Consider the following 25235-nt stretch of genomic DNA (forward strand, 5'->3'; position numbering starts at 1 on the left):
TGTGAGTCATGGCGAGATCCGGGTCATGGTCGGGAGTCTCGATGCAGGCGGTCCACCATCGCCCCAGCGCACCCACCCGCGAGCCACCTGGCGCGCATACACTTCGGTGCCAGGTCGAAGCTGGGGGAATCATGATCCGCCTACACAGGACACCAGCCGTCGAACGGCTGGAGTGGATCCTCGCAGGACTTGACGGCGCCGAGGACTGGGGCGCAGACGTGGATTCGGCGCTGGCACCGGAGTTCGCGGCGGTCGTGGCACCGGATGTCTTCGTGGACCGGGTACGAACCCGCACACAGACGTACGCGCCGGTGGTGGTCGTTGGTGTCGACGTCTCCGACCACACCGCCAAGGCTCGTTTGCGCCGGCCGGACGGCGACGTCGATGTCCTCAGCTGCGAGGTCGAACCTGAGCCGCCGCACCGCATCACGATGACGTGGATTCTCGGCATGGTTCCGGCCGGCCTGACGCCTCGATTGCCGATGGACTTTGCCGACTCCGCCGACTTCGCCGACTTCGCCGACTTCGACGGCCAGGACGGCGCGCAATCCGGGCGCCGGACCGCACTCGTGATCTTCTCCGGCGTACCGGGGAGTGGTAAGAGCACCATCGCAGAGGCCACCGGGCGGAAGCTCAACATCCCAGTCTTCGCGATCGACTGGCTGCTGGGTGCGCTCACACCCTTCGGTGGACGTCACTTCGCAGAACTGTGGGATATCGGAGTGGAACAGCTGACCACCCTCGCCCTACGCCAGCTCACGCTCGGACAGTCCGCGATCCTCGACACCCCCGTCGAGGACCACGCCACCCGCGTACGTTGGCGCAGCCTCGCCCGGCGCTCGAACGCCGACTTCAAGGTGATCGTGTGTACGTGCTCAGACCCGAAAGTCCATCGCGCCCGCGTCGAGGACCGCCAGCGTGGTATCCCCGGCTGGCACGATGGCGGCGACTGGACCAACGTCGCGCAACGCCTCGCGAAGTTCCCTTCCTGGGACGAAGAGGCGTTGATCATCGATTCGATACAGCCACGGGATCGCAATCTCGCGGCCGTTCTCGATCATCTTGGTCGTTAGGCGTCAAGGACCTTTCTGCTGGCAGTTGCTGTAGTGCTTTCCACCCAGATCATGGGATGCTACGGCGATGGTGAGTCTCGGATCGATCGTGTTGAAGGTTTCGAGTATCAACCGGGCTGCTGATTTCTGGAGCAATGCCCTCGGATACGTTCCCAACGGCAATCCAGCGTTTCTCATCCCTGCGAACGGCGAGGGCGCCCGCCTTCACCTGGACGAGGATGACAGGACCCATCTGGACCTGTGGGTGGACGAGGGAGAAGAGGTGCAGGCTGAAGTCGAGCGGCTCATCTCACTCGGCGCAAAGCGAGTGGACTGGGTGTATCCAGAAGGTGCCGACTTCGTGGTTCTCGCCGATACGGAAGGCAACCTCTTCTGCGTCATCGGTTAATAGCTGAAGGCAATCCCGTCGCGGTCCCGATCAATTCGGGCTCACCGCGGACAACGGATACACGCGCGGAGTTAGTTTGCCCGATCATGCGGTAACCGCGCCCCAGGAATTTTGGTTCTTCCCGCCGGGTTGTGAGCGCCGTTCAGCGGGGGCGGCGCCGTCGTACACCGAGCACTACGAGCCCGCCGAGCAGGGTCAGCGCACCGACCGCGAACCACACGAATGATCCACCGGTCATGGGTCGGCAGTCAGCCACACACGCGATGGGCTGAATCCGAACGAGGTCGGCACCCTGAAGGACCCACAACAGGCCGAGCAGCGTCATGGCTACTCCCACGCTCACCCGGGCGGCCCTGCGCCACGTCATCGCCGGTCTCGCCCGCGCTCGGACACCTTCTGGGGTGGGAGGTTCGGGGTATGACATCGCTCGACCTTTCGGTTACGGTTGATATATACAGGTGCCCTTAGAAGGTAAACTTATAAGGTGACCGAACAACCGGCAAGTGAGACTCTGTTCCTGCCCCAGCTCATCGGTCAGGTCTTCGACCGACTTCTCGACGACCTGCACCGCCATCTCATCGAGGCCGGGTATGAGGACTTGCGACCCACCCACTGCTTCAACGTCCTCCGGCTCATGGACTGCGAGGGCACACGGCCGACGGAGTTGGCGCGCCGAGCAGGGATGACACCTCAGGCGATGAGCGATCTGGTCAGCCACCTCGAGCAACACGGCTACGTGCGGCGGGTCCCCGATCCTGTCGACCGTCGAGGCCGGGTCGTCGTCTACGCCGACCGCGGTACGAGCGCCGCCATGGTCGCGACCAGCTTCTTCGCCGACCTGGAGGCTCGGTGGGACGGCATCGTCGGACGTGACCGGTTCCAGGACGTGAAGGTTGCGCTGGCTGAGATCCTCAGCTCCTCCTCGACCGGCACGTCCACTACCAAGACGGGCTGACGGTGTGACTCCGGAGATCGTGATCTCGTTGCCGTTCGAGGGCCGTTGGCTTGCGAGAAACAGTCCTGCCGGGCGGGTTCCCAGTCACGGTACGGACCTGATGGGCGGGCGGTACGCCATCGACTTCATCGGTGTCGATCACCGCCATCGTGTCGCAGAGCGCCGTGACTGGCGAACTCTTCTCGCCACCGAACCGGTGGAGCGGTTCTTCGCCTACGGCCGACCAGTCCTGGCACCCGCAGACGGCGTCGTCGTCCAGGTGCACCAGGGCGAGATCGATCACGTGGCGCGCCGGTCGCAGTTGGCCCTCGTGCCCTACGCGTTAGGTCAGGCTGCCCGCCTCCGCCAGGGTGTAACTGCCTTGGCCGGCAACCACCTGGTCATCGCGATGCGGCACGAGAGCGCATTCGTTGCCCTGGCCCACCTGCGGGCCGGTTCCGTTCGGGTGACGGTCGGCGAGAAGGTGACGGCGGGGCAGCGGGTCGCGGACTGTGGCAACTCCGGCAACTCGACTCACCCGCATGTGCACGTACAAGTGATGGACGGCCCGGACGCTTCTGCTGCTCGAGGCGTTCCGATGGCATTTCGGCGCTTCCGTGAGTGGTCGCGAAGGGCGGATCATTTCCAGATCCGCGAGTCTGGCCTCCCCGAGGAGGGCGCCGTGGTCGAACCGCTGCCCATCATTGCCTCGGACATGGGCACCTGATCGGTGCGTGGGACGCTGAGCGCAAGGTCTCAGGCAGGTGCGTGCGACGTCGGACGAGGTGCCTCCTCGCGTCCGGATGCGACGGCGACATCCACCTCGTTGCCCTCGGGGTCGGCGAGGGTCCACCACGCGGGTGCTTCGGAGTCGTTGGCGATCCGGCCGCCGGCTGCCAGCGCGGCGTCGATCCGGGCCTGTGCCTGGTCGTCGGGGACGAACAGGTCGACGTGGATCCGGTTGCGCTGCGCCCGCCGCGCTTCGTCATGGACGTCCTTGGCGTCGATCTGTTGAAACCAGAACACCGGGTTGATCCGGCGTGGATCGTAGATGTCCTGAAGTAAACGCTGGTAAGGACCCTGCTGATATCCGAGTACTGCCATCCAGAACGGCCGCACCGCTGGAACGTCGACGGCGTGGATCGAGATCTGGAGGAACCGTCGGCGGGGAGAGGGATCGGCGGGCCGCCCCATCCCACGGGCCGCGGCCTGCGCCCGACGAGCCAGCTCCATGAACCCCTCGTCGAGGCCGAAGTTCTCGGTCTCGTGTTGGTCTTTGCCGGAGTCGAGCGTGATGCAGCCGGGACGCACGTCCACCATCAGCCCCTTCCCGGCATCGTCGGCGAGGCGGGCAACGGCCGTAGCAAGGTCGACCGACTCGCGGAAAGAGCCTGTCGGGTAGCAGGTAATCGCGCTGCCCATCTGCCGCCAGTCTTGAGTTTCCGGGTCGTCGCCCAGGGCTGCGGTCGGCCCGAGCGGGAGGCAGGCCTCGTTTCCCTCGGGGTCGTCGATCACCCACGGGCGCTCGTCGTTGACCACGTGACCACCGTTGGCCAGCACCTCCGCACGTCGCGTGTTGTCGATGTCGTCCGCCCAAGCGACATCGACGTGGATCCGGTTACGCAGCGGACGCAGCTGATCGGCCTGCTGGAACCAGATTCCCGGATCCCGGCGCAGGCTGTCGGTGAGGCCGTCCTCCGACTCCTCGTAACCGAAGACAATCCGCCAGAACGGCATCACCGCTTTCGTGTCGACAGCGTCGATCGCGAGCTGTACGGACTGGAGCGCCGCTGGATCGGCCCTGAGCTCCAGGCCCCGGGCGATATCCGAGATCGCACGGGCGAACGACACGTCCGCGGCCGACAGGCCGGTCGGGCCGGATGGAATCCGTACGTGGACTCCGCTCGGGCGCAGGTCGACGTCCGGCTGCGGTGCGCCATCGTCGACCAGAGCGACGATGCCGCGCAGCAGCTCCGCACCAGCCGCATGAGACGGCGCATCGAACCAGCTGCTCGCCCCGACGGCGAGCACGCGCCAGTCCTCCGTGCCACCAGCTTCCTGGAACTGCTTCGCGGTAAGTCTCACGTCGGGCATGGCCGCAGAATGCCAGCCCGTGACCTCCCGCGGAACCCCTTCGGGTTTGGCGCTTCGAACCGCAGGCGTATCCAGTGTGCTTCTTGCGGTTATTACCGCCCGGCTACGAGATCGATCCGGGAAGTCGAGACGTGTCGTCGTTCGTCGCCGAGATTGGCGCGTTGGCGACGGGCGCCGCCACCTACGAGTGCATGCCACGGCGTTCGTCGATGCCGGCTTGTTGGACGAGATGTTCATCGGTGTCGTGCCGGTGATGCTGGTGAGTGGCAAGCCCTTGTTTACTGGCCACCTCACCTCGTCACGGCTCTCGCTGTCGAACGTCGAACAGATTGGCCAGGTCGCATACCTGACTTACCACGTGCTCCCTGCCGATTGAGCGGCACGAACTCCTGGCCGGTGTCACGCCGTCCCTTCCGGTGCCGATGAGTTTCCCGGTCATGGGAGGTCGGTACGAGTGACAGCTGACAAGCAGAGGAGGCCCACGATGGGCAAGGTGCTCACCCACATGACGATGTCGCTGGACGGGTTCATCGCGGATCCGAACGATCACCCCCGGGAACTGTTCGACTGGTACGAGGCCGGGGACGTGACCGTGCCCAACCCAAATGAGGACGTTTCCTTCCAGGTCGACGATGCCAGTGCGGAGGTGCTACGAGAGTTGACCGGAAACACCGGTGCACTCGTCTCCGGCCGACGCCTGTTCGACATCGCCGACGGTTGGGGAGACAAGCATCCGGTCGGCGCTCCCGTCGTCGTGGTCACCCATCGCGCACCCGAGGACGCCGCCAAGAGGTGGCCGAGAACGACGTTCGTCGACGGCGTCGAAGCCGCGATCACCCAGGCCAGAAAGATCGCCGGCGACCAGGACGTCACCATCGCGAGTGCGGCGATCACCCAACAGGCAATCGCCCTCGGTCTGGTAGATGAGGTGTGTGTCAGCCTCGTGCCAGTGCTGTTCGGCGAGGGGATCCCCTACTTCACGAAGCTGGAAAAGGGCCACCAACTCCTCGAGGACCCGATCGTCGTCCAGGGACACCGTGCCCTTCACCTGCGATACCCAGTCAGGCGCTGAGCCCGCTAGGCTGCGAGCGGTCCGTCTGTGCGAGGGACCGCGGCGGTGGGGCCCGCCGCCCCGGCCATGTTCGGGAGAACTGCGGCGTATGCCGCCAACGGTCCCTGCCAGTGGAGAGCGCGTGTTGCTGGTAGGAGGCCCATATGCCCGATCCGATGCATTCTCGTCCGGCCACCGCCAGCGATGATCTACCGCTTCGGACCCGTCGGCTCCAGCGGTCGCGAGGAGCGATGCCGGTGCTGGCGGCGGTGTCGGCGGGTGGGGTGCTCGGTTCGTTGGTCCGCTACGGCGTGTCCGTCGCCTTCCCTCACAGGCCCGGCGAGTTCGCGTGGGCAACGTTCGGGATCAACGTCTCTGGATGCCTGCTCATTGGTGTGTTGATGGTGCTCCTCGAGCAGGTATGGACCGGCCGACGGCTGCTGCGCCCGTTCCTGGGGATTGGGGTACTGGGCGGGTTCACGACGTTCTCGACCTACATCCTCGACGCCATCCGTACATCAGCCGAGGGGCCGCGGACCGGGTTGGCCTACCTGGCCGGCACGTTGCTCCTGGCACTGTCCGCGGTGTGGATCGGCGCCACGCTCACCCACAAGACCATCGCCCGACGACGCCAGGAGTCCTCATGAAGCTCGAGGGTCAAGCCCTGCGGCTGACGATCTTTGTCGGCGACACTGACCAGTGGCACCACAGGCCGCTGTACCACGAGATCATCCACCGAGCTCACAAGGCGGGCCTGGCCGGCGCCACCGCACTCCGCGGAATCGAGGGCTACGGCGCCTCCAACCACATCCACACCACCCGGATCCTCAGCCTGAGCGAAGACCTTCCACTCATCATCGTCATCGTCGACGATCCCGACCGCATTCGGGCGTTCCTCCCTCAGCTCGACGAGTTGATCGGTGAGGGGCTGGTCATCGTCGAGCCAGTTGAAGTGATCCGCTACGTCGGCCGGGGGCGCGGGGCGCGATGACCATCCTGCTGGTCGCGCTCGGCGCCGCGATCGGTGCGCCGCTGCGCTATCTGGTGGACCAGGCCGTACGTGCCCGCCATGACAGCCTGTTTCCCTGGGGCACCTTCGCGGTCAACGTCGCCGGCTCCCTCCTCCTCGGCCTGCTGGCCGGACTACCTGCCCCCAGCGGAGTCATGTCCCTTGCTGGCATCGGATTCTGCGGGGCGCTGACCACGTACTCCACGTTCGGATACGAGACGTTACGACTCACCCAGGACGGCGCGCGTCTGTACGCCGTCCTCAACGCGGCGGCCAGTGTCGCCGCCGGACTCGGCGCCGGCTACACCGGACTGCTCCTTGCCCGAGCCATCCATGGCTGACGCAGCGAGCGCATGTTGACTGCACCCGGCCTAGCGGTCCGAAGTTCGCGCGGCGTCAGGTTCTTGTGACTCGGCCCTCCCGCGGTGATAGGCCGGATGCGTTGAGCGCTCAGGTTCTGACCGCACGCACGGGTCCGACGGACGATGCCTTCACGCGCACACAGGTGGCGAGATCGCAGCCACGACGTCTGTTTCTGTCACCAACGGTCTTCTCATGCCTGTCGGCCCCACATACTCTCCGGTCATGGTCACGAAACTCGGCATCGTCGGTGCGATCCTTCTCGGCGTCGGGCTGATCGCCGGGTTCGTGCCCTTCACAAGCGGCTTCTACGACTGCGGCTCCGCCTTCGTCCCGAGTAGCCACGAGCGCGAGTTTGCACGCGTGAACGACTTGGCTGACCTGCAGCCCGGCCGCCCGACGGTTGACCCGCCGGCGTCCCAATGCGACGACCTGCGACTGCTCGTGCGGATGCCAGCCTTCGGACTGGTCGCGGCCGGCGGAGCTGTGCTCATCAGCCGTTGGTATGTCGCCACACAGTCAGCCGGCAGAGCGCGTGCAGGCTGGCCGACAACTCCGACGTGAGCTCAGTCTGGCCCCAGTGGGCCGGTGTTACACCTCGTTGAAGCCACCGTTGCCGTTGCAGTCCGCGGCCTGAGGTGTCCAGAGGTGGGGATCAGCGTAGGTGTCGAGCGCGACGGTGGCGGCGAGCTGGAGAGGGTGGGTCACACCAGCGCGGGCTGCGCTGATCTACCTGCACGCAGTGAACGACCGGGACCGCGCCATTGCGGACTCGTTGAACGTCCACCTGGGATCCGGCCATCCCACGGTGCAGGCGGGGAGCGGGTGCCCTTCGGCTCCCCTTCCAGCACAGGGCGGACGCGCGAGGGCCGCGCGGAACGGTCGCGACGTCCGACACGTGGAAAGTCTCGGGAATCCATCCGGGCGTTGACCTGGGGATTTGTACGTGTGGAGACGAGGGGACTCGAACCCCTAACCCCTGCCTTGCAAAGGCACGTCGGTCCTTCAGGCTGCGCTGAGCGTAGACCATGCAGGCGCGCGAGACTGTTCGTTGTGACCGTCATTGACCGCTGCAGACCATGGTTGGCTCTGGCTTGGGGCACGTGGAGGGCACGCCGGCCTCGGACCAACCAAGCAGTCAACTTGTCGGCATGGGCTCGACGGTGATCTTGGACTGGACGTAGGTGAGGACGACACCGGCTGGGATGCATGGCATGGGTTTCGTGGTGGTGATCCCCGCTCGCACTCCTCCGGCTTGGATGTGGTCGCCCTCTCTGGCCACAACCAAGCCGTCTGGTCCAACAAGCTCCACCTTGCCGTCGCGGCCAACGCGAGCTGTGAAGCCGTCCGGCCAGACCACCCAGAGCCGACTTCCCCCGTGATCGGTAAGGAAGGGGCAGCCGGAGGCCTCTGCTCCTAGTGCACCACTGATTCGCGCACGCCTGCCTGGATCACCGGGCTTCCATGATGAAGTGGCGATCGCGATCGGTTGACCTGCCGGTGGTCGACCAGAGTTGTGCGGTGAACCCTCCATACAAGCGACTATAGGCGGGTTGCACGCCCTCACGGCTGGGTGCTCTTTGATTAACGGGGGCGAGGACGCGGACGAGGGTGTGGAGTTAGTTCGGGGTTGACGGCGCCCGGCTGGGCACCGAGTTCGACGGGGATCGGTGCAAGCTCCTGGCGGATGTGTTCGGCCTTTTCCTCCGACCACGGCCAGATCCACACGTGTGGGACGTAGCCGATGTCGGTACGCGACGGTCCGAACGTGGTGACTGACAGGCTGGTCCAGCGGCCGTGGATCCGCTGCCGGATCTGGTCCTGCCAGGCCATGTTCTGGGCTTGGCTGTAGCGGCAGGGTCGAACCTCGATCCGGTCTGGGTGTGGCACCAGGTGGCGGAGTGCGCGGCGGTGGTCCTCGACTTGTCCGGTGAACAGCAACGCGCCGTGCATGACGGGGGACTCATCCCAGTAGATGCCGCCGAAGTCGTCTGGGTGCTGCTTGCCGTACTCCTGAGCGGCGTCGAAGCTCAGCTGTAGCCGCATCTGTTTCCGGGCTCGACTGCTCATGCCGAACCTCCCAACGTTGCGCGCCGGTATGCAGATCACGTTGGTCGCCAGCCGTGGCCGGGTACGACGTCGACCATAGGCCCCCGTCGTCCTCGCAGCCAGCCAGATTGAAGGCCGCAACGGAACGGGTCAAGACTCGGCGGAGCCGATCACTTGTGACGCCGAAGGCGGTCTTGACGCGTGGAGTGGAGGCCGGAGACTGGCGTGCGAGGAGGACGGGACGGTTAGAACCGCTGCCAGCCCGGCCCCCGCATTCTCTGGGGATCCTTTGCCGCTGGTCCGCCCGGCGCGCCCGAGGACGGCCGCCCACGGCCGCCCGCAAGGGCGGCAGCCGGGCGGTGCGCCGCGTCAGCGGCGCCCTTGATCTCATAGAGGTCAACTCAGCAATGCAGAGATGACGCCCTGTGTCCTGTGCCACCTGATGCTTGACACTCGTCGTGTTCGGCCAACCTGTTTCGCCGGCGTTCCGGACTCAGTTCCGGTCAGCGATGGTCTTCTCTTGGCTGCTGTACGCACATACTCTCCGGTCATGGCCACGAGACTTGGCATCGTCGGTGCGGTCCTGTTCGGCGTCGGGCTGATCGCCGGGTTCGTACCCTTCACCAGCTACGGCTACGACTGTGGCTCGGCCTTCGTCCCGAGTAGCTACGAGCGGGAGTATGCACGCGTGAACGACGCACGCGTGAACGACTTGGCTGACCGGCAGCCCGGCGGCGCGATTAGGATCGTTGACCCGCCGGCGTCCCAATGCGACGAGCTGCGATGGCTGGTGCGGATACCAGCGGTTGGACTGGTCGGCGCCGGCGGGATCGTCCTCGCCCGCCGCTGGTACGTCGCCACACAGTCAGCCGGCAGGGCGGGAGCAGGCGGCTTGCCGACAACGCCGGCATGAGCTCCGTGTGCGACCAGTGGCGCCGCCTCACACTTCCTTGAGCCGGCCGCTGCCGTCCCAGTCGGTGGTATTGGCCGGGCGCTGGAAGAGGGCGCCGGAGGGGTAGTCGCTGTCGAGGGTTCGGACGTGCTGGAAGCCGTTGCGCTGGTAGTAGCGGTGGAGCGAGCGGTTGTTGGTCCAGACGTCGATGCGTACCCATCTCTTGCCCAGCTTGACGGCCTCGGCGGATGCCCAGTCGAGGATCTCGGCTCCGAGTCCTGCGTAGGGGCGGCGGACGATGAGGCGGTGTAGGTACATCGCCGGTTCGCCGATCTCCTCAGGTGCCCAGAGGTGGGGGTCGGCGTAGCTGTCGAGCGCGACGGTGGCTGCGAGCTGGCCCTGGTCGTCGCGGACCATCCAGGTCTCGCCGGCCTGGATGCTGGCCCCGACACGTTCGACCATGGCGTCCTTGTTGGGCCAGTGCTGGCGCCACTGGTCGATGCCGATCTCTGCCAGCCACGCGCTGGCCTCGTACCGCATGGCGAGGACGGCGGACAGGTCGCCGTCGCCGGCCTGGGTGATGATCATTGGTCGCCCGGGTAGGCGGTGAGGTCGCCGAGTTCGTAGACAACCCTGTTCCGATCCGCGGCGAAGATCGTCAGGGTGAGCCGGAGAGGACGTTCGTTGGTGTAGGTCGTGCGGGCGTAAACGAGCACGGGTGTACCGGTCCCGAGTCCGAGCTTGCGGGCCTCGTCGGGGCTGGGCATCCGGGTGGTGATCTCGTCGACGTAGCCCTTGTCGGCCATCGCGCGGATCGTCCCCTTGGCGATGTCGCGCGGCGTGATGAGCCCGCACTCTTGGGCGATGTCCATCGTGTAGTAGCTGTCCTGCAGGCTGGACGCCTCGCCGTCGACGTGGCGCTCGATCGCACGGCAGACCAGCGAGTCGCCCTCGTCGCCCCCGAGCCGCTGGGCCAGGTCGGCGGAGGCCTCGACGATCCTCATCTCGAAGTTCTCGTACGACGGTTCGCGGCCTTGCTGGTCGACTTCGGCGCGGTAGGCGTCGGACTGGTCGCTGGCCATCCGGTCGCGAGACTCTGCCCAGCTCGCGTGATAGGTGGTCATGACGCGATCGCGGACGAAGGTCCCGCGTCTGGGTGCGCTGGTGGTGGCGCCCTCGTTGGCGAGCATCGCCAGCGCCAGGCGGACGGTGTTGCGGAAGACGTCGTAGCGCTCCCCGATGACCGTGGCCCTGAACGCCAGGTCCTCACCGTCGCTGAGGTTCATCGTGTGGTTGACGCCATGCAGGAGCGGTACCGGCTTCTGGTCCTTCTTGCGACGTTCACGAGTCTGCGTCTTGGTGAGCTGGCGGCACTTCGTAGGCAGGACCTGGACCTCGACGACGGATGGGTCAGGGTGGTCCACGGTCAGGTCGAGCTGAGCACGGGCCAGCTCATCATCAAGGGGCCGAAGTCTGAGGCCGGCCGGCGGCGTGTGGGCATCCCGTCCGAGCTGCTGCCTGCGCTTCGGTGGCACATCTCGAAGTTCGCCGAGCCTGGTCCGTCCGGCCGCGTCTTTGTCGGGCCGTATGGCGGTTACTTGCGGCGGCAGAACTTCCGACGCATCTGGGTTCGTGCCCTGAGCAAGGCTGACGTCGCCCCTGTCCACTTCCACGATCTCCGTCACACCGGCAACACGCTGGCGGCAAGCAGTGGGGCCAACCTCCGGGAGCTGATGGAGAGGATGGGCCACGCCAGCTCACGGGCAGCGCTGATCTACCTGCACGCGGCGAACGACAGAGACCGGGCTATCGCGGACTCGATGAACGTCCACTTGGCGGGTGCACTTCGGCTCCCATCTGACCGAGCGGAGGAGGCGTGAAGGGCACGCAGGGGGCACGCCGGGCAACTGCGGTGCCGGGTGGCGGTACGACAGATGTCCGCTCCATGGCGGCTGACCTGGGGTTTCGTGGTGGTGGAGACGAGGGGACTCGAACCCCTAACCCCTGCCTTGCAAAGGCAGTGCTCTGCCAGTTGAGCTACGCCCCCTGGGGGTGTGGACGCAGGGTACCTCGCCGCGCCCGGCTCAGCGCACGCCACCTGCCGGCGGGACCGTGTCGGTGGCTTCGGCCCAGAGGCTCTCCTCTGCCTTGTCGGCCTGCAGCCGCCGGTAGGCGAGCCAGCCGCCCAGGACGGCGAGTACGACGAGAAGCAACTTCTTGCTCATGAGTGGAGCCTCCTAGCGAACGGTCCAACAGCCCATCGCGGAAGCCTGGCTGGCCGACGCGGACCAACACCCGGACATCCCGGGTGTGGCCGACGGCCAGGCGTCCCCACCCGCCGATCCCGCTCCAGATGACCGGCCTTTCCTGGACCGCAACCAGCGACCGCTTCCTTGTCAGGGTCGCTGCGAGCCTACCGTGACTTGTGGCTACGCAGAGGCTGCGGGTCGCTATCCGCAGTTGCCAGCTCAACCCCCGTCACCTGAGCCGCCTGCGCCTCCCGGAACGTCCTTCGGAGTCCGTTCCTCGATCAACTGGCTGACACCGTGGATGATCCGGGCCAAGCCGAACGATCGGATGTCCAGCGTGGCGGGAGACTTGCTGGCCGCCAGGAGCGCCGGGTATTCGTCACCGTGGTCGGCGAGGACGGATGAGAATTCGGATCCAAACTGCGCCGGGTCAAGGCCGGTGCCGGCACGGCGGGTCGACTGGGTGTTGCGGATGTGGCCGCTGATCAGCCGGACCACCGCGAGCTGTTCGGCGTCCTTGAGGCCGGTACGGCCCAGGGAGCGAAGCGCCGCCTCGACCCACCCTGCTTCCTTTGGGCCCATCAGCCGGGCGCCTTCGGTGGCAGCGGGCAGCCATTGATGCCGGTCCCAGGTCTCCCAGAGCAGTTGGGCCCACGTCGTCAGCTTCTCCCGCCAGTCGCCGGCTACGGCACCTAGATCGGGCGGGTCGCCTACCGCTTCTTCGATCATCACCGCGATCAGCTCAGCCTTGCCGGCGACGTACCGGTACAGCGACATCTTGGTGAAGTCGAGTTCACCGGCGACTCGCTGCATGGAGACCGCGCCAAGGCCCTCCGCGTCGGCGATGGTCACCGCTGTCTGGGCGATCTGGCTCACGCTCAACGCCGGCTTGGGTCCGCGGGTCGGAGACTCCCGTAGCCCCCAGAGCAGCTGGAGGGTACGGCTGCCGTTCTGGTCCGCCATTCGTACTCCCGTCCATGTCGGGCCTTGCCAGTGTTCGAGAACCGTGTCTAGCACACACAGTGTCCATGGGACACAATTTACTCACGCGTCACGTATGGGGAGAGCGGTCGATGACAACGAACGAAGCAGTGGCAGGAACCCAGGCCATCAGAACCACCACGCCGCCTCGCTGGGCCAACATCGGAATGTGGGTGCTGCAGGCACTCCTGGCCCTCACGTACCTGTTCAGCGGCGTCAACAAAGTCGGTGGTGAGGCACAGACGGTGGCCGGGTTCGACGCGATCGGCTGGGGCGACTGGTTCCGGGTCCTGATCGGCGTGCTGGAACTCGCCGGAGCGGTCGCCTTGATGATCCCGATCCTCTCGGGCCTCGCCGCGTTGGCATTCACCGGGCTGATGATCGGCGCGGTGATCATGACCATCGCCGTGTACGGAGACCTTGCCCTGGCGGTCATCCCAGCGACGGTAGGCATCCTGGTCGCGATCGTCGCATGGGGTCGTCGTCACCGCACGACCCAGCTGTGGGCACTGCTGACGAGCAGACGATCGTGAGGCCGATGAACATCCCCGGCTGCACGGAAGGATCTCCGAGCCCGGCAGCGCTGTGATCGCCTGACGAAGGTCAGAGTCGGACACCAGGATCCACGGTACCGGCTCTGACCTGGGCATATACATGCTCCATGTGCTCCGCCGTGGTGCACCCATGGGCCCTACTCCGCGGGCCGCATCTCGACGAGAGTCTTGATCCGCTGGTTGTTGACCGACTGTTGACTCTGGTCAGATCCCATCTGGACGACATGCTTGCCTACGGCGCGTATGGCAAGGGACCCCGCGGGACATTGCGTCCCGGAGGCTCCACCACAGGCCCGACTCCTTGACTGGTTCGGACGATGCCTCTAGCCCATTCCGCCATCGTGGTGACGTCGGGACGGAATGCACGATCATGCCTTCGGGGTCGACGGCGCGCTCAGTGGCAGATCAGTGCGGTTGGACTACTCATAGCCGTGAAGATTTTGCCGGCAGGCTGTCGGATCCGAAGCGAGGCGTTCGTAGAACAGGTGAGAGGCTGCCGGAGGAGGCCGCCGGGACAAGGAGCAGACATGACCGAGTACCTCATCTACTTCAACCAGCAGTGGGTGGGCGACCACACCGAGGAGTGGTTCCGCGGGCGCGGGCCGCTCGCCATGGCGGTCGTGAACGAGATGAAGGCTGCTGGCGTGTACGTGTTCGCCGGGGGGCTGGAGGAGGAAGTCGAGGAGGCCTTCAGTGCTGACGCGACCAGCGGCACGTTGATGTTCACCGACGGGCCCTTCGTCGAGTCCAAGGAGTTCCTGGGCGGGCTCACCGTGGTGGACGTTGCCGACGACGATGCCGCCAAGATGTGGGCCGGCAAGGTCGCGGAAGCGTGCGGCTGGCCCCAGGAGGTTCGCCGATTCAAGCCGCGGCCCAGAACCCAGTGACGAGGTCGCGACTCGTCAACGGAGGGCTGAGCCAGGCGATGCCACTATCTGGGCTACGTCGCTAGCCGTGTCTACGATCACGTGACGCCGAACATGGAGCGTCACACGCAAGACGCTGGAGGAGCACTGGTCGGCCTCTCTAGGTGAGCTCTCGGGGCCAGAACGGTCGCAGCTCGTGGCCTGGATTCCTGGCCTGCGGTCCGCGGTCCAAGCCGAGCGTGAGTAGTCAGCCAAGACCATCCACTTGTGAGAGCGCGGAAGATGATCTACCAGATTCTCCCACCGGGATCGGTGGCCGCGCGCCGGTCAGGGGAGTGGATGGCTCTGACCTGGGGAAACACTGGGTGGGCCTAACTGGACTTGAACCAGTGACCTCTTCCTTATCAGGGAAGCACTCTAACCAACTGAGCTATAGGCCCCAGCGCGCCAAGGAACGCTACCTCAACCCTAGCGTCCACCCAAAACCGGGCCCGACCAGGGCGGGATCACAACAGCCGGGGGCGGGGACCGTGGCGGAAGGTTGGCGGGACCAGGTCAGAAACGATGTGCGCCGAGCGGTCAGTCCTCTTCGGCCAGGGTGACTTCCAGGCCGCCGAGCAGGCTGCCGGAAAGGTTGTAGAGGAACGCGCAGAGGGTGGAGATCGCCGTGATGAGTACGACGTCGACCACGCAGATCAGGGCGGTGAACCCGAGGACCCGCTGCAGTCCGATGTAGTCCTCGAGGTTGAAGCGGGTGTCAGACGCGCTGCCGAGCACATCGGTGATGGTCCGGCTGATCGAGTCATAGACCCCGGCGGCATCCAGGACGTACCACACCACCGTTACCGCGACGACGGTCACGATGGCGAACGCGATCGACAGCAGGAAGGCGGTCTTCATCACCGACCACGGGTCGACACGTACGGCGCGCAGCCGGGCGCGGCGGACCCGGGCACGATCCGGCGGCTCGGGACGAGGCGGGGCGGGGCGTTGCTGCCAGCGGCGAAGGCTGTTGTTGTCGAGGGCGATGGTGTCGCGCGGGCCCGCCTCACGGGACGCACCGGCGCCGGCGTTCGTGGGATCCGGTCGCTGCGGTTCCGGCCGCCGGACGTCCGGCCGCGACGCTGTGCTCCGCGGCTGGTGCTCCGCGCGCTCGGATCGTTCCGTACCTGCCGGCGCACCCAGTCCAGCGGACCCGGGTGAACCCGCTGACCCGGGTGAACCGGTCGGAGGGTGCGAACCACTTGCCCCGGAACTTCCGGACGTGGCCGAGCCGGTCGGGCCCGGCGACTTCCCCGAACCCGAACCCGTCGAACCCGCGGCCCCCGAACCTGGGCGAGTCTGTCCTGACTGCTGGCTACCACCGCCAGGCGCGGAGCCCGATCCGGAACCCGACGTGGAGATGACCTGGGTTGCGGATTCGTCAGGCCCGCGCTTCCCTGTCACGTGCTGTCCTCCTGGCTGTCGACCCGGGGCTGTTCATCCGGACCATCCGTAAGCCCATCATCTGCGGGCAGGTCCCCGTCCGTCTCAGGTTTCCCATCGTCCCCAGCATCGTCCTCGGTGTTTCGTGCGATGGCAACGACCGCGTCACCCTCCCGCACGCCGGCAAAGATGACGCCCATCGTGTCACGCCCCTTGACGGGCACGTCGGCAGCGGGACTACGGGTCACCTGCCCACTTGTCTTGACGCACAACACCTGATCTCCGTTGCTTACGACGATCGCTCCGACCAAAGATCCACGCGCATCGGAGATCCGCATGGCCTTGATACCGAGACCGCCCCGGCCCTGGCGTCGGTATTCGGAGACGGCCGTACGCTTGGCATACCCGCCATCGGTGACGGTGAACACGTACTGTCCTTCCTCCTGCCCGGCGCCGATCACCGCCATGGCCAGAAGCTCGTCGTCGTCGCGGAACCGCATGCCAGTCACACCGGACGTGGCCCGGCCCATCGGACGCAGCTGGGCGTCGTCGGCCCGGAATCGCACCGCCTGGGCCTTGCGGGACACGAGGAGCAACTCATCGTCGGGGCCGACCAGTTCGGCACCGATCAACTCGTCGTCGTCCTCGCGGAAGTTCAGCGCGATGATCCCAGCCGCGCGGTTGGAGTCGTACTCGGTGAGAGGCGTCTTCTTGACCAGACCCTTCTTCGTCGCCAGGACGAGATACGGCGCCTGCTGATAGTCCCCGAGCGCAACGACCTTCGCGATCTCCTCATCAGGCTGGAACGACAACAGCCCGGCGACATGCCCACCTTTGGCATCCCGTGCCGCTTCGGGCAGTTCGTAGGCCTTTGCCCGATACACCCGGCCACGGTTGGTGAAGAACAAGATCCAATGATGGGTACGGGTCACGAACAACTGCCCTACCACGTCATCACCCCGCAGCGCCGCACCCCGCACACCCCTGCCACCACGCCGCTGGCTGCGGTAGAGATCGGCGCGGGTCCGCTTGGCATAGCCGCCGAGGGTGATCGTGACCACCACGTCCTCATCCGGGATCAGGTCCGCCTCGGTCAGATCACCATCGGCCGGGATCAGCCGGCTCCGCCGCTCATCCCCGTACTTCTCGACGATCGCGCTCAGCTCCTCAGCCACGATCGCCCGCTGCCGGGCCGGCGAGGCGAGAATGTCCTGCAAGTCCGCGATCAGCGCCTCGAACTCCCGCAGCCGGTCCACAATCTGCTGACGCTCCAGCGCCGCCAACCTGCGCAGCTGCATGTCCAGGATCGCCCGCGCCTGCACCTCGTCGATGTCAAGCAACTCGATCAGCCCGGTCCGCGCCTCCTCAGCCGACGGGCTCCGCCGAATCAACGCGATCACCTCATCCAACGCATCCAGCGCCTTCACCAGACCGCGGTAGATGTGCGCATCCTCTTCGGCCTTACGCAGCCGGAACCGGGTACGCCGCTGGATCACCTCGATCTGGTGGTCGATCCAGTGCGAGATGAACTGATCCAGCGACAGCGTCCGCGGAATCCCGTCGACCAACGCCAACATGTTGGCGCCGAAGTTGTCCTGCAACTGCGTGTGCTTGTACAGGTTGTTCAACACGACCTTCGCGATCGCGTCCCGCTTCAGCACCACCACCAGCCGCTGGCCCGTCCGCGACGACGAATCGTCCCGAACCTCGGCGATCCCCGTCACCCTGCCCGAATCGGCAAGCTCGGCGATCCGTAACGCCAGATTGTCCGGATTCACCTGATACGGCAGCTCCGTGATCACCAGACAGGTACGGCCCCGGGAGTCCTCATCGATATCGACGATGGCCCGCATCGTGATCGAACCCCGACCCGTCCGGTACGCATCCTCGATACCCCGCCGCCCGACAACCAGCGCACCCGTCGGAAAGTCAGGCCCGTGCACCCGCTCCATCAGCGCCTCGAGCAACTCCTCGCGCGACGCCTCCGGATTCTCCAACGCCCACAACGCCCCAGCCGCAACCTCACGCATGTTGTGCGGCGGAATGTTGGTCGCCATCCCGACCGCGATCCCAGCCGAACCGTTCACCAAAAGATTCGGAAACCGGCTCGGCAGAACAACCGGCTCCTGGCTACGGCCGTCATAGTTGGGCCGGAAATCGACGGTGTCCTCGTCGATGTCACGCACCATCTCCAACGCCAACGGCGCCATCCGGCACTCGGTGTACCGCATCGCCGCCGGCGGGTCGTTGCCCGGCGAACCGAAATTCCCCTGCCCCTGCACCAACGGATAACGCTTCGTCCACGGCTGAGCGAGACCCACGAGGGTGTCGTAGATCGCGGTGTCGCCGTGCGGATGGTACTGACCCATGACGTCACCGACGACACGCGAACACTTCGAGAACCCTCGGTCGGGCCGGTAGCCGCCGTCATACATCGCGTACAAGACGCGTACGTGCACGGGCTTGAGGCCGTCGCGCACGTCCGGCAGGGCTCGACCCACGATCACACTCATCGCATAGTCGAGATAGTTGCGCTGCATCGCGGCCTGGAGGTCGACCGGGTTGATCCGCGAAGGCGGCGGGAGGGCGGTGGTGTCTTCGGTCACTGGTTCAATTCCTTCACACGTGCGGTCAGCACGACTTCGGTCCCCGAAAGGTCTCTCTCAGTTCTCGACGACTGTGCTCGAACAGCAGGCTGTTTCCCAGATGTCACGGCTGCACTCGATATCGAGGCGGCTCTAGATGTCGAGGAAGCGGACGTCTTTGGCGTTGCGTTGGATGAACGAACGTCGCTCACCGACGTCTTCTCCCATGAGTACGGAGAAGATCTCGTCGGCCTGTGCGGCGTCGTCAAGGGTCACCTGCCCCAGGATGCGGCCGACCGGATCCATCGTGGTTTCCCACAGTTCGTCGGCATTCATCTCACCCAGACCCTTGTAACGCTGGATCGGGTTCTCCTTGGGAAGCTTCCGACCTGCCTCCTGGCCCGCAGCGAGCAGGCCGTCACGTTCCCGGTCGGTGTAGGCCAACTCGTGCGGCGCACCCGACCAACGAATCTTGAACAACGGCGGCTGGGCGAGATAGACGTAGCCGGCTTCGATCAACGGCTTCATGAACCGGAACAGCAACGTCAACAACAGCGTGGTGATGTGCTGGCCATCGACATCCGCATCCGCCATCAGCACGATCTTGTGATAGCGCAGCTTGTCGATGTCGAAGTCCTCGTGGATCCCCGTGCCGAGGGCAGCGATGATTGCCTGGACCTCGTTGTTCTGCAGGACCCTGTCGATGCGCGCCCGTTCGACATTGAGGATCTTGCCGCGAATCGGCAGGATCGCCTGGATCCGCGGATCACGACCACCCTTGGCCGACCCACCCGCCGAGTCACCCTCGACGATGAAGATCTCACACTCTTCGGGGTTGGTCGACTGGCAGTCGGACAGCTTGCCGGGAAGCCCACCACCACCGAGCAGACCCTTGCGGTTACGGGCCAGATCACGTGCCTTACGCGCCGCGATCCGGGCCGTCGCAGCCGCGATGCCCTTACGCACAATGTCTTTGCCCTCGCCCGGGTTCTTCTCGAACCACTCACCGAGCCGGTCATAGAGCAGCGTCTGAACGAACGTCTTCGCCTCGGTGTTACCGAGCTTTGTCTTGGTCTGACCCTCGAACTGCGGCTCCTCGAGCTTCACCGAGATGATCGCGGTCAGACCCTCCCGCACATCGTCGCCGGAGAGCCGGTCCTCCCGCTTCTTGATCAGGCCCCAGTCCTCGCCCCACTTGTTGACCAGACTCGTCAACGCAGAACGGAAACCCTCCTCGTGCGTACCACCCTCATGAGTGTTGATCGTGTTGGCGAACGTGTGCACCGACTCGGTGAACGACATGTTCCACTGCATCGCCACATCGAGACTCATCCCGACGTTGGCGTCCTCGGCCTCGAACGACACCACACTGCGGTGCACCGGATCCTTGGTCGCGTTGAGGTGCTGAACGTAGTCCACGAGACCACCGTCGTAGCGGTAGACGACCTCGCGCACCTCACCAGACTCGCTCATCTCCGTACGCTCGTCGCGCAGCACCATCGTCAGGCCCTTGTTGAGAAAGGCCATCTCACGCAGCCGGGTCGAAATCGTCTCGTAGGAGAACGTCGTCGTCTCGAAGATGTCGGGGCTCGGCCAGAACGCCACAGTGCTGCCGGTCTCGTCCGTCTCCTCGTGCCGCTGCAACGGATGGTCCGGCTCGCTCAGATGGTAGGACTGCGTCCAGCGGTAGCCGGCGTTCTTGATGTCGACCTCGAGCTTGGTCGACAGAGCATTGACCACAGAGATACCAACGCCGTGCAGGCCACCCGACACCTTGTAGCCACCGCCGCCGAACTTCCCACCCGCGTGCAACACCGTGAGCACGACCTCGACCGCCGAGCGTCCTTCGCTCTCGATGATCCCGGTCGGGAATCCGCGTCCGTTGTCGACCACGCGAACGCCGCCATCAGCCAACAGAGTGACCTCAACCCGGTCGGCGTGCCCGGCCATCGCCTCATCGACGGCGTTGTCGACCGCCTCCGTGACAAGCTGGTGCAGTCCGCGTTCGCCGGTCGAGCCGATGTACATACCCGGACGCTTACGTACCGCGTCCAAACCTTCCAGAACTGTGATCGCGCTTGCGTCGTACTCTGTTACTGATGCTTGGGCCACCGGCGGCTGAGGCACTTCAGCAGTCGTCACGTGGGGTTGACCTCCTGCCAACAGGACACGAAAAGGGGCCGCTCCGTGTGGACGTCCGGCGCCTGACGGAACGTGGCGCCCCAGACGGCGGAGCAGCCGTTGAACTCCTGTTCAGTGTACCTGGCTCGGACTTCAAGACGCCCGCTGGCAGGCCGTAGAAGGGGTCCTCGCCTGAGAAGTTGCGGGACACGTATCCCCCATCATGCTCCTGATCTCCGAAGCGGCGTGCGGCGCTTCTGCCGGTCATGAGCGGGAGTACGTAGAAGTTGTCACAAATACGTCAAACCGGCAGATTTCGGGAGCTGGTCGCGTTGGATGAGGGGCACCGTCATCCAATAGGTTCGCGCAGGGGCACCCTTCACCAACCACCGTTCGCGACAGGGGCACCCTCCACCAAACCGGGCGCGTCGAGCGACCACCGCGATTTCCGCTGTGTGCGGAGCTGCTAACCGTACGTATCGCGAGGGCCACGGCCGTCCCGCACGCTGCGAGGACCGCGACGCCAGCTCGGCGCGGTTGGTCCGAGAACCGTCACTCGGCTGACGGTGTTGTCACCGAGTTCCTCGTTCAGTCGCTTCACCAGACTCGGGGCGAGAAGCCGGACTTGGGTCGCCCACGCGGTCGAATCGGCACGGACAGTCAGCTCGGTGTCGGCGTACCGCTCCGCGCGGCAGTGCGCCGCCACGTCCGGTCCGACGATCTGGTCCCAGCGCGCGATCGCGCCGGCGACGGCCACGTCGGTGGCCCACCCCCGATCGTTGACCAGCCGATCGATCGTGTTGTCCAGCAGCTGCGGATCGCGATCGTCGGGCGCCGCTCCGGACCGCGTCGAGCGGTCGCCGCGTGCGCGACCACGACCACGCGTGGCCCGCCCCCCGGACCTGGGAGTACGCCTGCCGCGGTCCTTCGCCGTGGCGCCGAAGGCGGCGGCCACCGCCCGGGCAAGCTCGACCCCGGCCGGATCCCACGCGGGTGCCGCCGGATCGCCCCCCGTTGCGTCGCCCGGGGCGCCGGCCGTCGGGTCGGCCGTCGAAGGATCCGAGGGACCGTCCGCGCTCCGGGATGTTGGACGATCGCGGTAGTCGGAGTCACGATCCCCGCGGTCACGGTTGCCACGCTCACTCGACACCGTGTACCTCCCCACCGGCCACGTCGTACCACAGCCCGGCCAGCTGCTCCGGGACATCCTCGCGCACCGCCGCCGTCACCAGGACCTGTTCGGCCCCGGCGACCAGGCTGGCCAGCCTGGCACGCCGACCACTGTCGAGCTCGGCGAAGACATCGTCGAGCACCAGCACCGGCTCGCCGCCGCCGTCGGCGCACAGCAGGTCGTACGCCGCAAGCCGCAGTGACAGCGCGATCGACCAGCACTCGCCGTGGCTGGCGTACCCCTTGGCGGGAAACTCGCCCAGACTGAGCACCAGGTCGTCGCGGTGCGGCCCGACCAGCGAGACGCCGCGCCGGAGCTCCTCCTCCCTGCGTTCGGCGAGCGCGTCGGTGAGCTTCGCCGCGAGCGCGTCGGCGCTCGGCTTGTCGGCCGCGTCGCCGAGGTCGCAGTTGCTGCGGTAGTCGAGCCGGGTCTCGTCCTGGGCCGGGGACACATGGGCGTACGCCTTGGCGACCAACGGCTGCAGCAGGTCGACCACGGCCAGCCGGGCCGCGAGCAGCTCGCCGCCAAGGCGGGTCAGGTGCGCGTCCCACGCGTCGAGCGTCTTGAGTGCTCCCGAGGAGGCCTGGGCCGCGGTCTTGAGCAGGGTGTTGCGCTGCTTGAGGACCCGGTCGTAGTCCTGGCGTACCCCGGCCATCCGGGGGGTACGGGCCACGAGCAGGTCGTCGAGGAACCGCCGCCGGGTGTCGGGGTCGCCCTTCACCAGGGCGAGATCCTCCGGCGCGAAGAGGACGGTACGCAGGATCCCGAGGACGTCCCGCGGCCGCGACACCGGCGCCCGGTTGAGCCGCGCCCGGTTGGTCCGCCGAGGCGTGATCTCGATCTCGATCAGGGCGTGCCGTCCGTCGCGCACGATGTCACCGCGGACGATGGCGCGTTCGGCACCCGACCGCACCATCGGAGCGTCGTGGGGTACCCGGTGCGAGCCCAGGGTGGCGAGATAGCCGACGGCTTCGACCAGGTTGGTCTTGCCGTGGCCGTTCAGGCCGACGAAGACCGTCGCGCCCGGTGCCAGGGTCAGGTCGACCGCCGGATAGTTCCGGAAGTCGGTGAGGGAGAGGCGGGCGACAAACACGGTGGCTCCACGCTAGCCGGCCCCGCCGTCACCCGCCGCGCGGGCGCCTGAGGTTCTGCCACGGACACGGGATCTCGCCCACGGACAGGGGATCCAGGTCTATACCAGGGAAGTCGCCATCGGTCAGGGTGCTTCGGTATCCGGCCGCGCGGCACTCGAGTCCGGGAGGACCGCATGTCCCCCGAACTGGTTGCGCATCGCCGCGATCGCCTTCATGGCAGGCGAGTCGTCCTGCCGGGACGCGAACCGAGCGAAGAGGGCGGCCGCGATGGCGGGCATCGGGACGGCGTTCTGGATCGCGGCTTCGACCGTCCAGCGGCCTTCGCCCGAGTCCTCGGCGTACCCCTTGATCGCGGTCAGACCGTCGTCCTTCTCCAGCGCCGCGACGAGCAGGTCGAGCAGCCACGACCGGATGACGGTGCCTTCGCGCCACGACCGGAACACATCGCAGACGTTGTCGACGATCTCGGTGGCCTCGAGCAGCTCGTAACCTTCGGCGTAGGCCTGCATGATGGCGTACTCGATCCCGTTGTGGACCATCTTCGCGAAGTGCCCGGCTCCGACCCGGCCGGCATGGACGAAACCGAACTCGCCGTCGGGCTTGAGCGCGTCGAACGCTGGCTGGACCTTCGCGACGTTCTCGGCGTCGCCTCCGCACATGAGGGCGTAGCCGTTCGTACGACCCCAGACTCCGCCCGAGACCCCGCAGTCCACGAAGCCGATGCCGCGCCCACCGAGCAGCCGGGCGCTGTCGTCATCGTCGGTCCACCGCGAGTTGCCGCCGTCCACCACGACGTCGCCCGGGCCGAGCAGCTCGGCAAGGTCGGCGATCACCTGCCGCGTCGGCGCACCCGCGGGCACCATCACCCAGACCACCCGCGGCGACGGAAGGCGCTGGACGAGGTCGGAGAGGCTGTCTGCGTCCGAGGTGTCGGTGTGCGGGTCGAAACCGACGACGGTCTGGCCCTTGGCGCGCAACCGCTCGCGCATGTTGGCGCCCATCTTGCCGAGTCCGACGAGGCCGATGTCCATGACGAAGCGGTCCTTCCCCGGGCGTAGGTGCGGCTCCGCGATCAGCCCTGCAGGCGCACCGGCATGAGGAGGTAGCGGTAGTCGAGGTTGGGTTCGGCGTCGATGGCCGTGAGTCCGGTGAGGACGGCGGGCCGGGTCGGTTGGGTGAACGCGAACTGCGCCACCGGCGACTCGATCGCACCAAGCCCGTCGAGGAGGTACTGCGGGTTGAACCCGATTGTCAGCGCCTCGCCGTCGATGCCGGCCTCGATCGATTCCGACGCCTGCGCCTCGTCGCTGCTGCCGGCCTCGAGGGTGGCCATCCCGTCGCCGAGGGTGAGCCGGATGGGGGTGTTGCGTTCGGCTACCAGGGCGACCCGCTTGAGTGACTCGACGAGAGGGCCGGTCTCGACCCTGGCGACCGTCTGCTGCTCGGGTGGGAACAGGGTGCGGTACTTCGGGAACTCGCCGTCCAGGAGTCGGGTGGTCGTCCGCCGCATCGACCCACCGCTGGTCCCGGCGAACCCGACGAGGCCTTCGCCGGCACCGGTGCCGGGACTCGCGAGAGCGATCGTCACGTCGGAGCCGCTCGCGAACGCCTTCGCCGTGTCGGCCAGCACGCGGGCTGGGACGAGAGCGGTCGCCGAGAGGTCGGGCTGCTCGGGCGTCCAGCTGAACTCCCGGACCGCCAACCGGTAGCGGTCGGTGGCCGCGAGGGTGACCGCCGCGCCTTCGATCTCGATGCGTACGCCGGTGAGGACCGGCAGCATGTCGTCGCGCCCAGCGGCCACCGCGACCTGGGAGACCGCGTTGGCGAACACGTCGCCCTTGACGGTGCCCGAAGCGGTCGGCATCTCCGGAAGTGCGGGGTAGTCCTCGACCGGGAGGGTCTGGACGGTGAACCTCGCGCTGCGGCAGGTCACGACGACCTTGCCGCCCTCCGCGGTCAACTCGACTGGCTGGGCAGGCAGGCTCCGGCTGATGTCGGCGAGCAGTCGGCCGGAGACGAGCACCACGCCCTCGACCTCGACGTCGGCGGGTACGGACACCCGGGCCGAGGTCTCGTAGTCGAAGCCGGAGAGCAGGATCTCGCCGTCGCGGGCGTCGACGAGCATGCCGGCGAGGACGGGCAGGGAGGGTCGGGTGGGGAGGCTGCGCGCCACCCACGCCACAGCATCGGCGAGGACGTCACGGTCTACGCGGAACTTCACCGCTCATCGCCTCCTCGACGTACGGCGGCCGGCATGGAACGAGTGCCGGGAGCACGACGGTACACCGGGGCGAAGCGACCTGGTGGAGCCGGGTGCGCGTTGTGGATTGTGGTGTTTT

27 protein-coding genes and 2 tRNA genes are annotated in these 25235 nt (G+C 66.5%); 13 read left to right on the forward strand and 16 right to left on the reverse strand.

Annotated elements, in window-relative coordinates; translation table 11 throughout:
• Positions 1–131: 131 nt before the first annotated feature.
• Complete coding sequence (locus tag ABN028_RS29615) at positions 132–1073, forward strand: P-loop nucleotide/nucleoside kinase family protein (RefSeq protein WP_349698884.1); 942 nt, start codon at positions 132–134, stop codon at positions 1071–1073.
• A gap of 67 nt (positions 1074–1140) precedes the next feature.
• The gene (locus tag ABN028_RS29620) at positions 1141–1461 is read left to right on the forward strand and encodes a VOC family protein (protein WP_349330321.1); all 321 of its coding nucleotides are present in this window, start codon (positions 1141–1143) and stop codon (positions 1459–1461) included.
• Positions 1462–1603: 142 nt separating this feature from the next.
• On the opposite strand, the gene ABN028_RS29625 is transcribed toward ABN028_RS29620, so the two are convergent.
• Positions 1604–1828 carry an LPXTG cell wall anchor domain-containing protein gene (locus tag ABN028_RS29625; RefSeq protein WP_349698885.1) on the reverse strand — a complete coding sequence of 75 codons (225 nt, stop codon included), beginning with the start codon at positions 1826–1828 and terminating at the stop codon, positions 1604–1606.
• Positions 1829–1945: 117 nt separating this feature from the next.
• Here ABN028_RS29625 and ABN028_RS29630 point away from each other — a divergent pair, with 117 nt between their 5' ends.
• Entirely contained in the window at positions 1946–2416 is a 471-nt protein-coding gene (locus ABN028_RS29630; protein ID WP_349330323.1) for a MarR family winged helix-turn-helix transcriptional regulator, read from the forward strand.
• A gap of 4 nt (positions 2417–2420) precedes the next feature.
• A complete protein-coding gene (locus ABN028_RS29635) occupies positions 2421–3122 on the forward strand; it encodes a M23 family metallopeptidase (RefSeq protein WP_349698886.1) in 702 nt (233 codons plus the stop codon).
• Between the two features lie 29 nt (positions 3123–3151).
• Here the strand turns inward: ABN028_RS29635 and ABN028_RS29640 are convergent, their stop codons facing one another.
• On the reverse strand, positions 3152–4759 hold the full coding sequence (locus tag ABN028_RS29640) for a 4a-hydroxytetrahydrobiopterin dehydratase family protein (protein WP_349698887.1): 1608 nt from the start codon (positions 4757–4759) through the stop codon (positions 3152–3154).
• A 214-nt stretch (positions 4760–4973) separates the two neighbouring features.
• On the opposite strand from ABN028_RS29640, the gene ABN028_RS29645 reads away from it, so the two are divergent.
• The 5 genes from ABN028_RS29645 (at position 4974) to ABN028_RS29665 (ending at position 7473) form a co-directional block, all read left to right on the forward strand.
• The gene (locus ABN028_RS29645) at positions 4974–5561 is read left to right on the forward strand and encodes a dihydrofolate reductase family protein (RefSeq protein WP_349698888.1); all 588 of its coding nucleotides are present in this window, start codon (positions 4974–4976) and stop codon (positions 5559–5561) included.
• A gap of 230 nt (positions 5562–5791) precedes the next feature.
• Positions 5792–6187 carry a fluoride efflux transporter FluC gene (locus tag ABN028_RS29650; protein WP_349698889.1) on the forward strand — a complete coding sequence of 132 codons (396 nt, stop codon included), beginning with the start codon at positions 5792–5794 and terminating at the stop codon, positions 6185–6187.
• Positions 6184–6531: a DUF190 domain-containing protein gene (locus tag ABN028_RS29655; protein ID WP_349698890.1), complete on the forward strand. Its 348-nt coding sequence runs from the start codon at positions 6184–6186 to the stop codon at positions 6529–6531. The genes ABN028_RS29650 and ABN028_RS29655 overlap by 4 nt, the downstream gene beginning before the upstream one ends.
• Positions 6528–6890, forward strand: coding sequence for a fluoride efflux transporter FluC (locus ABN028_RS29660; protein WP_349330330.1), 363 nt, complete (start codon positions 6528–6530; stop codon positions 6888–6890). Before ABN028_RS29655 ends, ABN028_RS29660 begins: the two co-directional genes overlap by 4 nt.
• A gap of 244 nt (positions 6891–7134) precedes the next feature.
• Positions 7135–7473 (forward strand): hypothetical protein, encoded by a 339-nt coding sequence (locus ABN028_RS29665; RefSeq protein ID WP_349330331.1) that lies wholly within the window; start codon positions 7135–7137, stop codon positions 7471–7473.
• Positions 7474–8493: 1020 nt separating this feature from the next.
• Here the strand turns inward: ABN028_RS29665 and ABN028_RS29670 are convergent.
• Positions 8494–8979: a hypothetical protein gene (locus tag ABN028_RS29670; protein WP_349698891.1), complete on the reverse strand. Its 486-nt coding sequence runs from the start codon at positions 8977–8979 to the stop codon at positions 8494–8496.
• 529 nt (positions 8980–9508) lie between these two features.
• On the opposite strand from ABN028_RS29670, the gene ABN028_RS29675 reads away from it, so the two are divergent.
• Positions 9509–9871: a hypothetical protein gene (locus tag ABN028_RS29675; RefSeq protein ID WP_349698892.1), complete on the forward strand. Its 363-nt coding sequence runs from the start codon at positions 9509–9511 to the stop codon at positions 9869–9871.
• Between the two features lie 27 nt (positions 9872–9898).
• Here ABN028_RS29675 and ABN028_RS29680 read toward each other — a convergent pair whose 3' ends face one another.
• Together ABN028_RS29680 and ABN028_RS29685 are read right to left on the reverse strand one after the other, a co-directional pair.
• A complete protein-coding gene (locus tag ABN028_RS29680) occupies positions 9899–10438 on the reverse strand; it encodes a GNAT family N-acetyltransferase (protein WP_349698893.1) in 540 nt (179 codons plus the stop codon).
• Entirely contained in the window at positions 10435–11136 is a 702-nt protein-coding gene (locus ABN028_RS29685; RefSeq protein ID WP_349698894.1) for a GntR family transcriptional regulator, read from the reverse strand. The genes ABN028_RS29680 and ABN028_RS29685 overlap by 4 nt, the downstream gene beginning before the upstream one ends.
• Positions 11137–11139: 3 nt before the next feature.
• On the opposite strand from ABN028_RS29685, the gene ABN028_RS29690 reads away from it, so the two are divergent.
• Positions 11140–11730: a tyrosine-type recombinase/integrase gene (locus ABN028_RS29690; RefSeq protein ID WP_349698895.1), complete on the forward strand. Its 591-nt coding sequence runs from the start codon at positions 11140–11142 to the stop codon at positions 11728–11730.
• Positions 11731–11821: 91 nt separating this feature from the next.
• Here the strand turns inward: ABN028_RS29690 and ABN028_RS29695 are convergent.
• From ABN028_RS29695 to ABN028_RS29705, 3 genes are all read right to left on the reverse strand, one after another.
• Positions 11822–11897: transfer RNA gene (locus ABN028_RS29695), tRNA-Ala, on the reverse strand.
• A 37-nt stretch (positions 11898–11934) separates the two neighbouring features.
• Positions 11935–12075, reverse strand: coding sequence for a DLW-39 family protein (locus tag ABN028_RS29700; protein ID WP_349330332.1), 141 nt, complete (start codon positions 12073–12075; stop codon positions 11935–11937).
• Positions 12076–12318: 243 nt separating this feature from the next.
• Positions 12319–13062, reverse strand: a complete 744-nt coding sequence (locus ABN028_RS29705) for a TetR/AcrR family transcriptional regulator (protein WP_349698896.1) — start codon at positions 13060–13062, stop codon at positions 12319–12321.
• A gap of 110 nt (positions 13063–13172) precedes the next feature.
• Between ABN028_RS29705 and ABN028_RS29710 the strand changes: the two genes are divergently transcribed.
• Positions 13173–13613 carry a DoxX family protein gene (locus ABN028_RS29710; protein WP_349698897.1) on the forward strand — a complete coding sequence of 147 codons (441 nt, stop codon included), beginning with the start codon at positions 13173–13175 and terminating at the stop codon, positions 13611–13613.
• A gap of 548 nt (positions 13614–14161) precedes the next feature.
• On the forward strand, positions 14162–14521 hold the full coding sequence (locus ABN028_RS29715) for a YciI family protein (RefSeq protein WP_349330335.1): 360 nt from the start codon (positions 14162–14164) through the stop codon (positions 14519–14521).
• A 345-nt stretch (positions 14522–14866) separates the two neighbouring features.
• On the opposite strand, the gene ABN028_RS29720 is transcribed toward ABN028_RS29715, so the two are convergent.
• The 8 genes from ABN028_RS29720 to dnaN form a co-directional block, all read right to left on the reverse strand.
• A tRNA-Ile gene (locus ABN028_RS29720) sits at positions 14867–14940 on the reverse strand.
• A gap of 139 nt (positions 14941–15079) precedes the next feature.
• Complete coding sequence (locus ABN028_RS35535) at positions 15080–15400, reverse strand: DUF3566 domain-containing protein (protein ID WP_502877613.1); 321 nt, start codon at positions 15398–15400, stop codon at positions 15080–15082.
• 542 nt (positions 15401–15942) lie between these two features.
• Positions 15943–18465 carry a DNA gyrase subunit A gene (gene gyrA / locus ABN028_RS29730; RefSeq protein ID WP_502877618.1) on the reverse strand — a complete coding sequence of 841 codons (2523 nt, stop codon included), beginning with the start codon at positions 18463–18465 and terminating at the stop codon, positions 15943–15945.
• A 198-nt stretch (positions 18466–18663) separates the two neighbouring features.
• Positions 18664–20676 (reverse strand): DNA topoisomerase (ATP-hydrolyzing) subunit B, encoded by a 2013-nt coding sequence (gene gyrB / locus ABN028_RS29735; RefSeq protein WP_502877619.1) that lies wholly within the window; start codon positions 20674–20676, stop codon positions 18664–18666.
• A gap of 421 nt (positions 20677–21097) precedes the next feature.
• Positions 21098–21781, reverse strand: a complete 684-nt coding sequence (locus ABN028_RS29740) for a DciA family protein (RefSeq protein WP_349698898.1) — start codon at positions 21779–21781, stop codon at positions 21098–21100.
• Entirely contained in the window at positions 21771–22895 is a 1125-nt protein-coding gene (recF, locus tag ABN028_RS29745) for a DNA replication/repair protein RecF (protein ID WP_349330340.1), read from the reverse strand. Before recF ends, ABN028_RS29740 begins: the two co-directional genes overlap by 11 nt.
• A 123-nt stretch (positions 22896–23018) precedes the next feature.
• A complete protein-coding gene (gene gnd, locus ABN028_RS29750; protein WP_502877620.1) occupies positions 23019–23969 on the reverse strand; it encodes a phosphogluconate dehydrogenase (NAD(+)-dependent, decarboxylating) in 951 nt (316 codons plus the stop codon).
• On the reverse strand, positions 23969–25117 hold the full coding sequence (gene dnaN / locus ABN028_RS29755; RefSeq protein ID WP_349330342.1) for a DNA polymerase III subunit beta: 1149 nt from the start codon (positions 25115–25117) through the stop codon (positions 23969–23971). Before dnaN ends, gnd begins: the two co-directional genes overlap by 1 nt.
• Positions 25118–25235 lie beyond the last annotated feature (118 nt).

This window comes from Actinopolymorpha sp. B17G11 (assembly GCF_040196095.1).
GTDB lineage: Bacteria > Actinomycetota > Actinomycetes > Propionibacteriales > Actinopolymorphaceae > Thermasporomyces.

Bases quoted from the DNA above. Each gene is read 5' to 3' on its own strand.
- ABN028_RS29670 (WP_349698891.1), bottom strand. From the start codon at position 8,979: ATGAGCAGTCGAGCCCGGAAACAGATGCGGCTACAGCTGAGCTTCGAC.
- gyrA (WP_502877618.1), bottom strand. From the start codon at position 18,465: ATGCAGCGCAACTATCTCGACTATGCGATGAGTGTGATCGTGGGTCGA.
- ABN028_RS29660 (WP_349330330.1), top strand. From the start codon at position 6,528: ATGACCATCCTGCTGGTCGCGCTCGGCGCCGCGATCGGTGCGCCGCTG.
- ABN028_RS35535 (WP_502877613.1), bottom strand. From the start codon at position 15,400: ATGAAGACCGCCTTCCTGCTGTCGATCGCGTTCGCCATCGTGACCGTC.
- ABN028_RS29650 (WP_349698889.1), top strand. From the start codon at position 5,792: ATGCCGGTGCTGGCGGCGGTGTCGGCGGGTGGGGTGCTCGGTTCGTTG.
- ABN028_RS29620 (WP_349330321.1), top strand. From the start codon at position 1,141: ATGGTGAGTCTCGGATCGATCGTGTTGAAGGTTTCGAGTATCAACCGG.
- ABN028_RS29675 (WP_349698892.1), top strand. From the start codon at position 9,509: ATGGCCACGAGACTTGGCATCGTCGGTGCGGTCCTGTTCGGCGTCGGG.
- ABN028_RS29645 (WP_349698888.1), top strand. From the start codon at position 4,974: ATGGGCAAGGTGCTCACCCACATGACGATGTCGCTGGACGGGTTCATC.
- ABN028_RS29700 (WP_349330332.1), bottom strand. From the start codon at position 12,075: ATGAGCAAGAAGTTGCTTCTCGTCGTACTCGCCGTCCTGGGCGGCTGG.
- ABN028_RS29705 (WP_349698896.1), bottom strand. From the start codon at position 13,062: ATGGCGGACCAGAACGGCAGCCGTACCCTCCAGCTGCTCTGGGGGCTA.
- ABN028_RS29715 (WP_349330335.1), top strand. From the start codon at position 14,162: ATGACCGAGTACCTCATCTACTTCAACCAGCAGTGGGTGGGCGACCAC.
- ABN028_RS29680 (WP_349698893.1), bottom strand. From the start codon at position 10,438: ATGATCATCACCCAGGCCGGCGACGGCGACCTGTCCGCCGTCCTCGCC.
- ABN028_RS29655 (WP_349698890.1), top strand. From the start codon at position 6,184: ATGAAGCTCGAGGGTCAAGCCCTGCGGCTGACGATCTTTGTCGGCGAC.
- ABN028_RS29615 (WP_349698884.1), top strand. From the start codon at position 132: ATGATCCGCCTACACAGGACACCAGCCGTCGAACGGCTGGAGTGGATC.
- ABN028_RS29665 (WP_349330331.1), top strand. From the start codon at position 7,135: ATGGTCACGAAACTCGGCATCGTCGGTGCGATCCTTCTCGGCGTCGGG.
- ABN028_RS29625 (WP_349698885.1), bottom strand. From the start codon at position 1,828: ATGACGTGGCGCAGGGCCGCCCGGGTGAGCGTGGGAGTAGCCATGACG.
- ABN028_RS29710 (WP_349698897.1), top strand. From the start codon at position 13,173: ATGACAACGAACGAAGCAGTGGCAGGAACCCAGGCCATCAGAACCACC.
- ABN028_RS29685 (WP_349698894.1), bottom strand. From the start codon at position 11,136: ATGAACCTCAGCGACGGTGAGGACCTGGCGTTCAGGGCCACGGTCATC.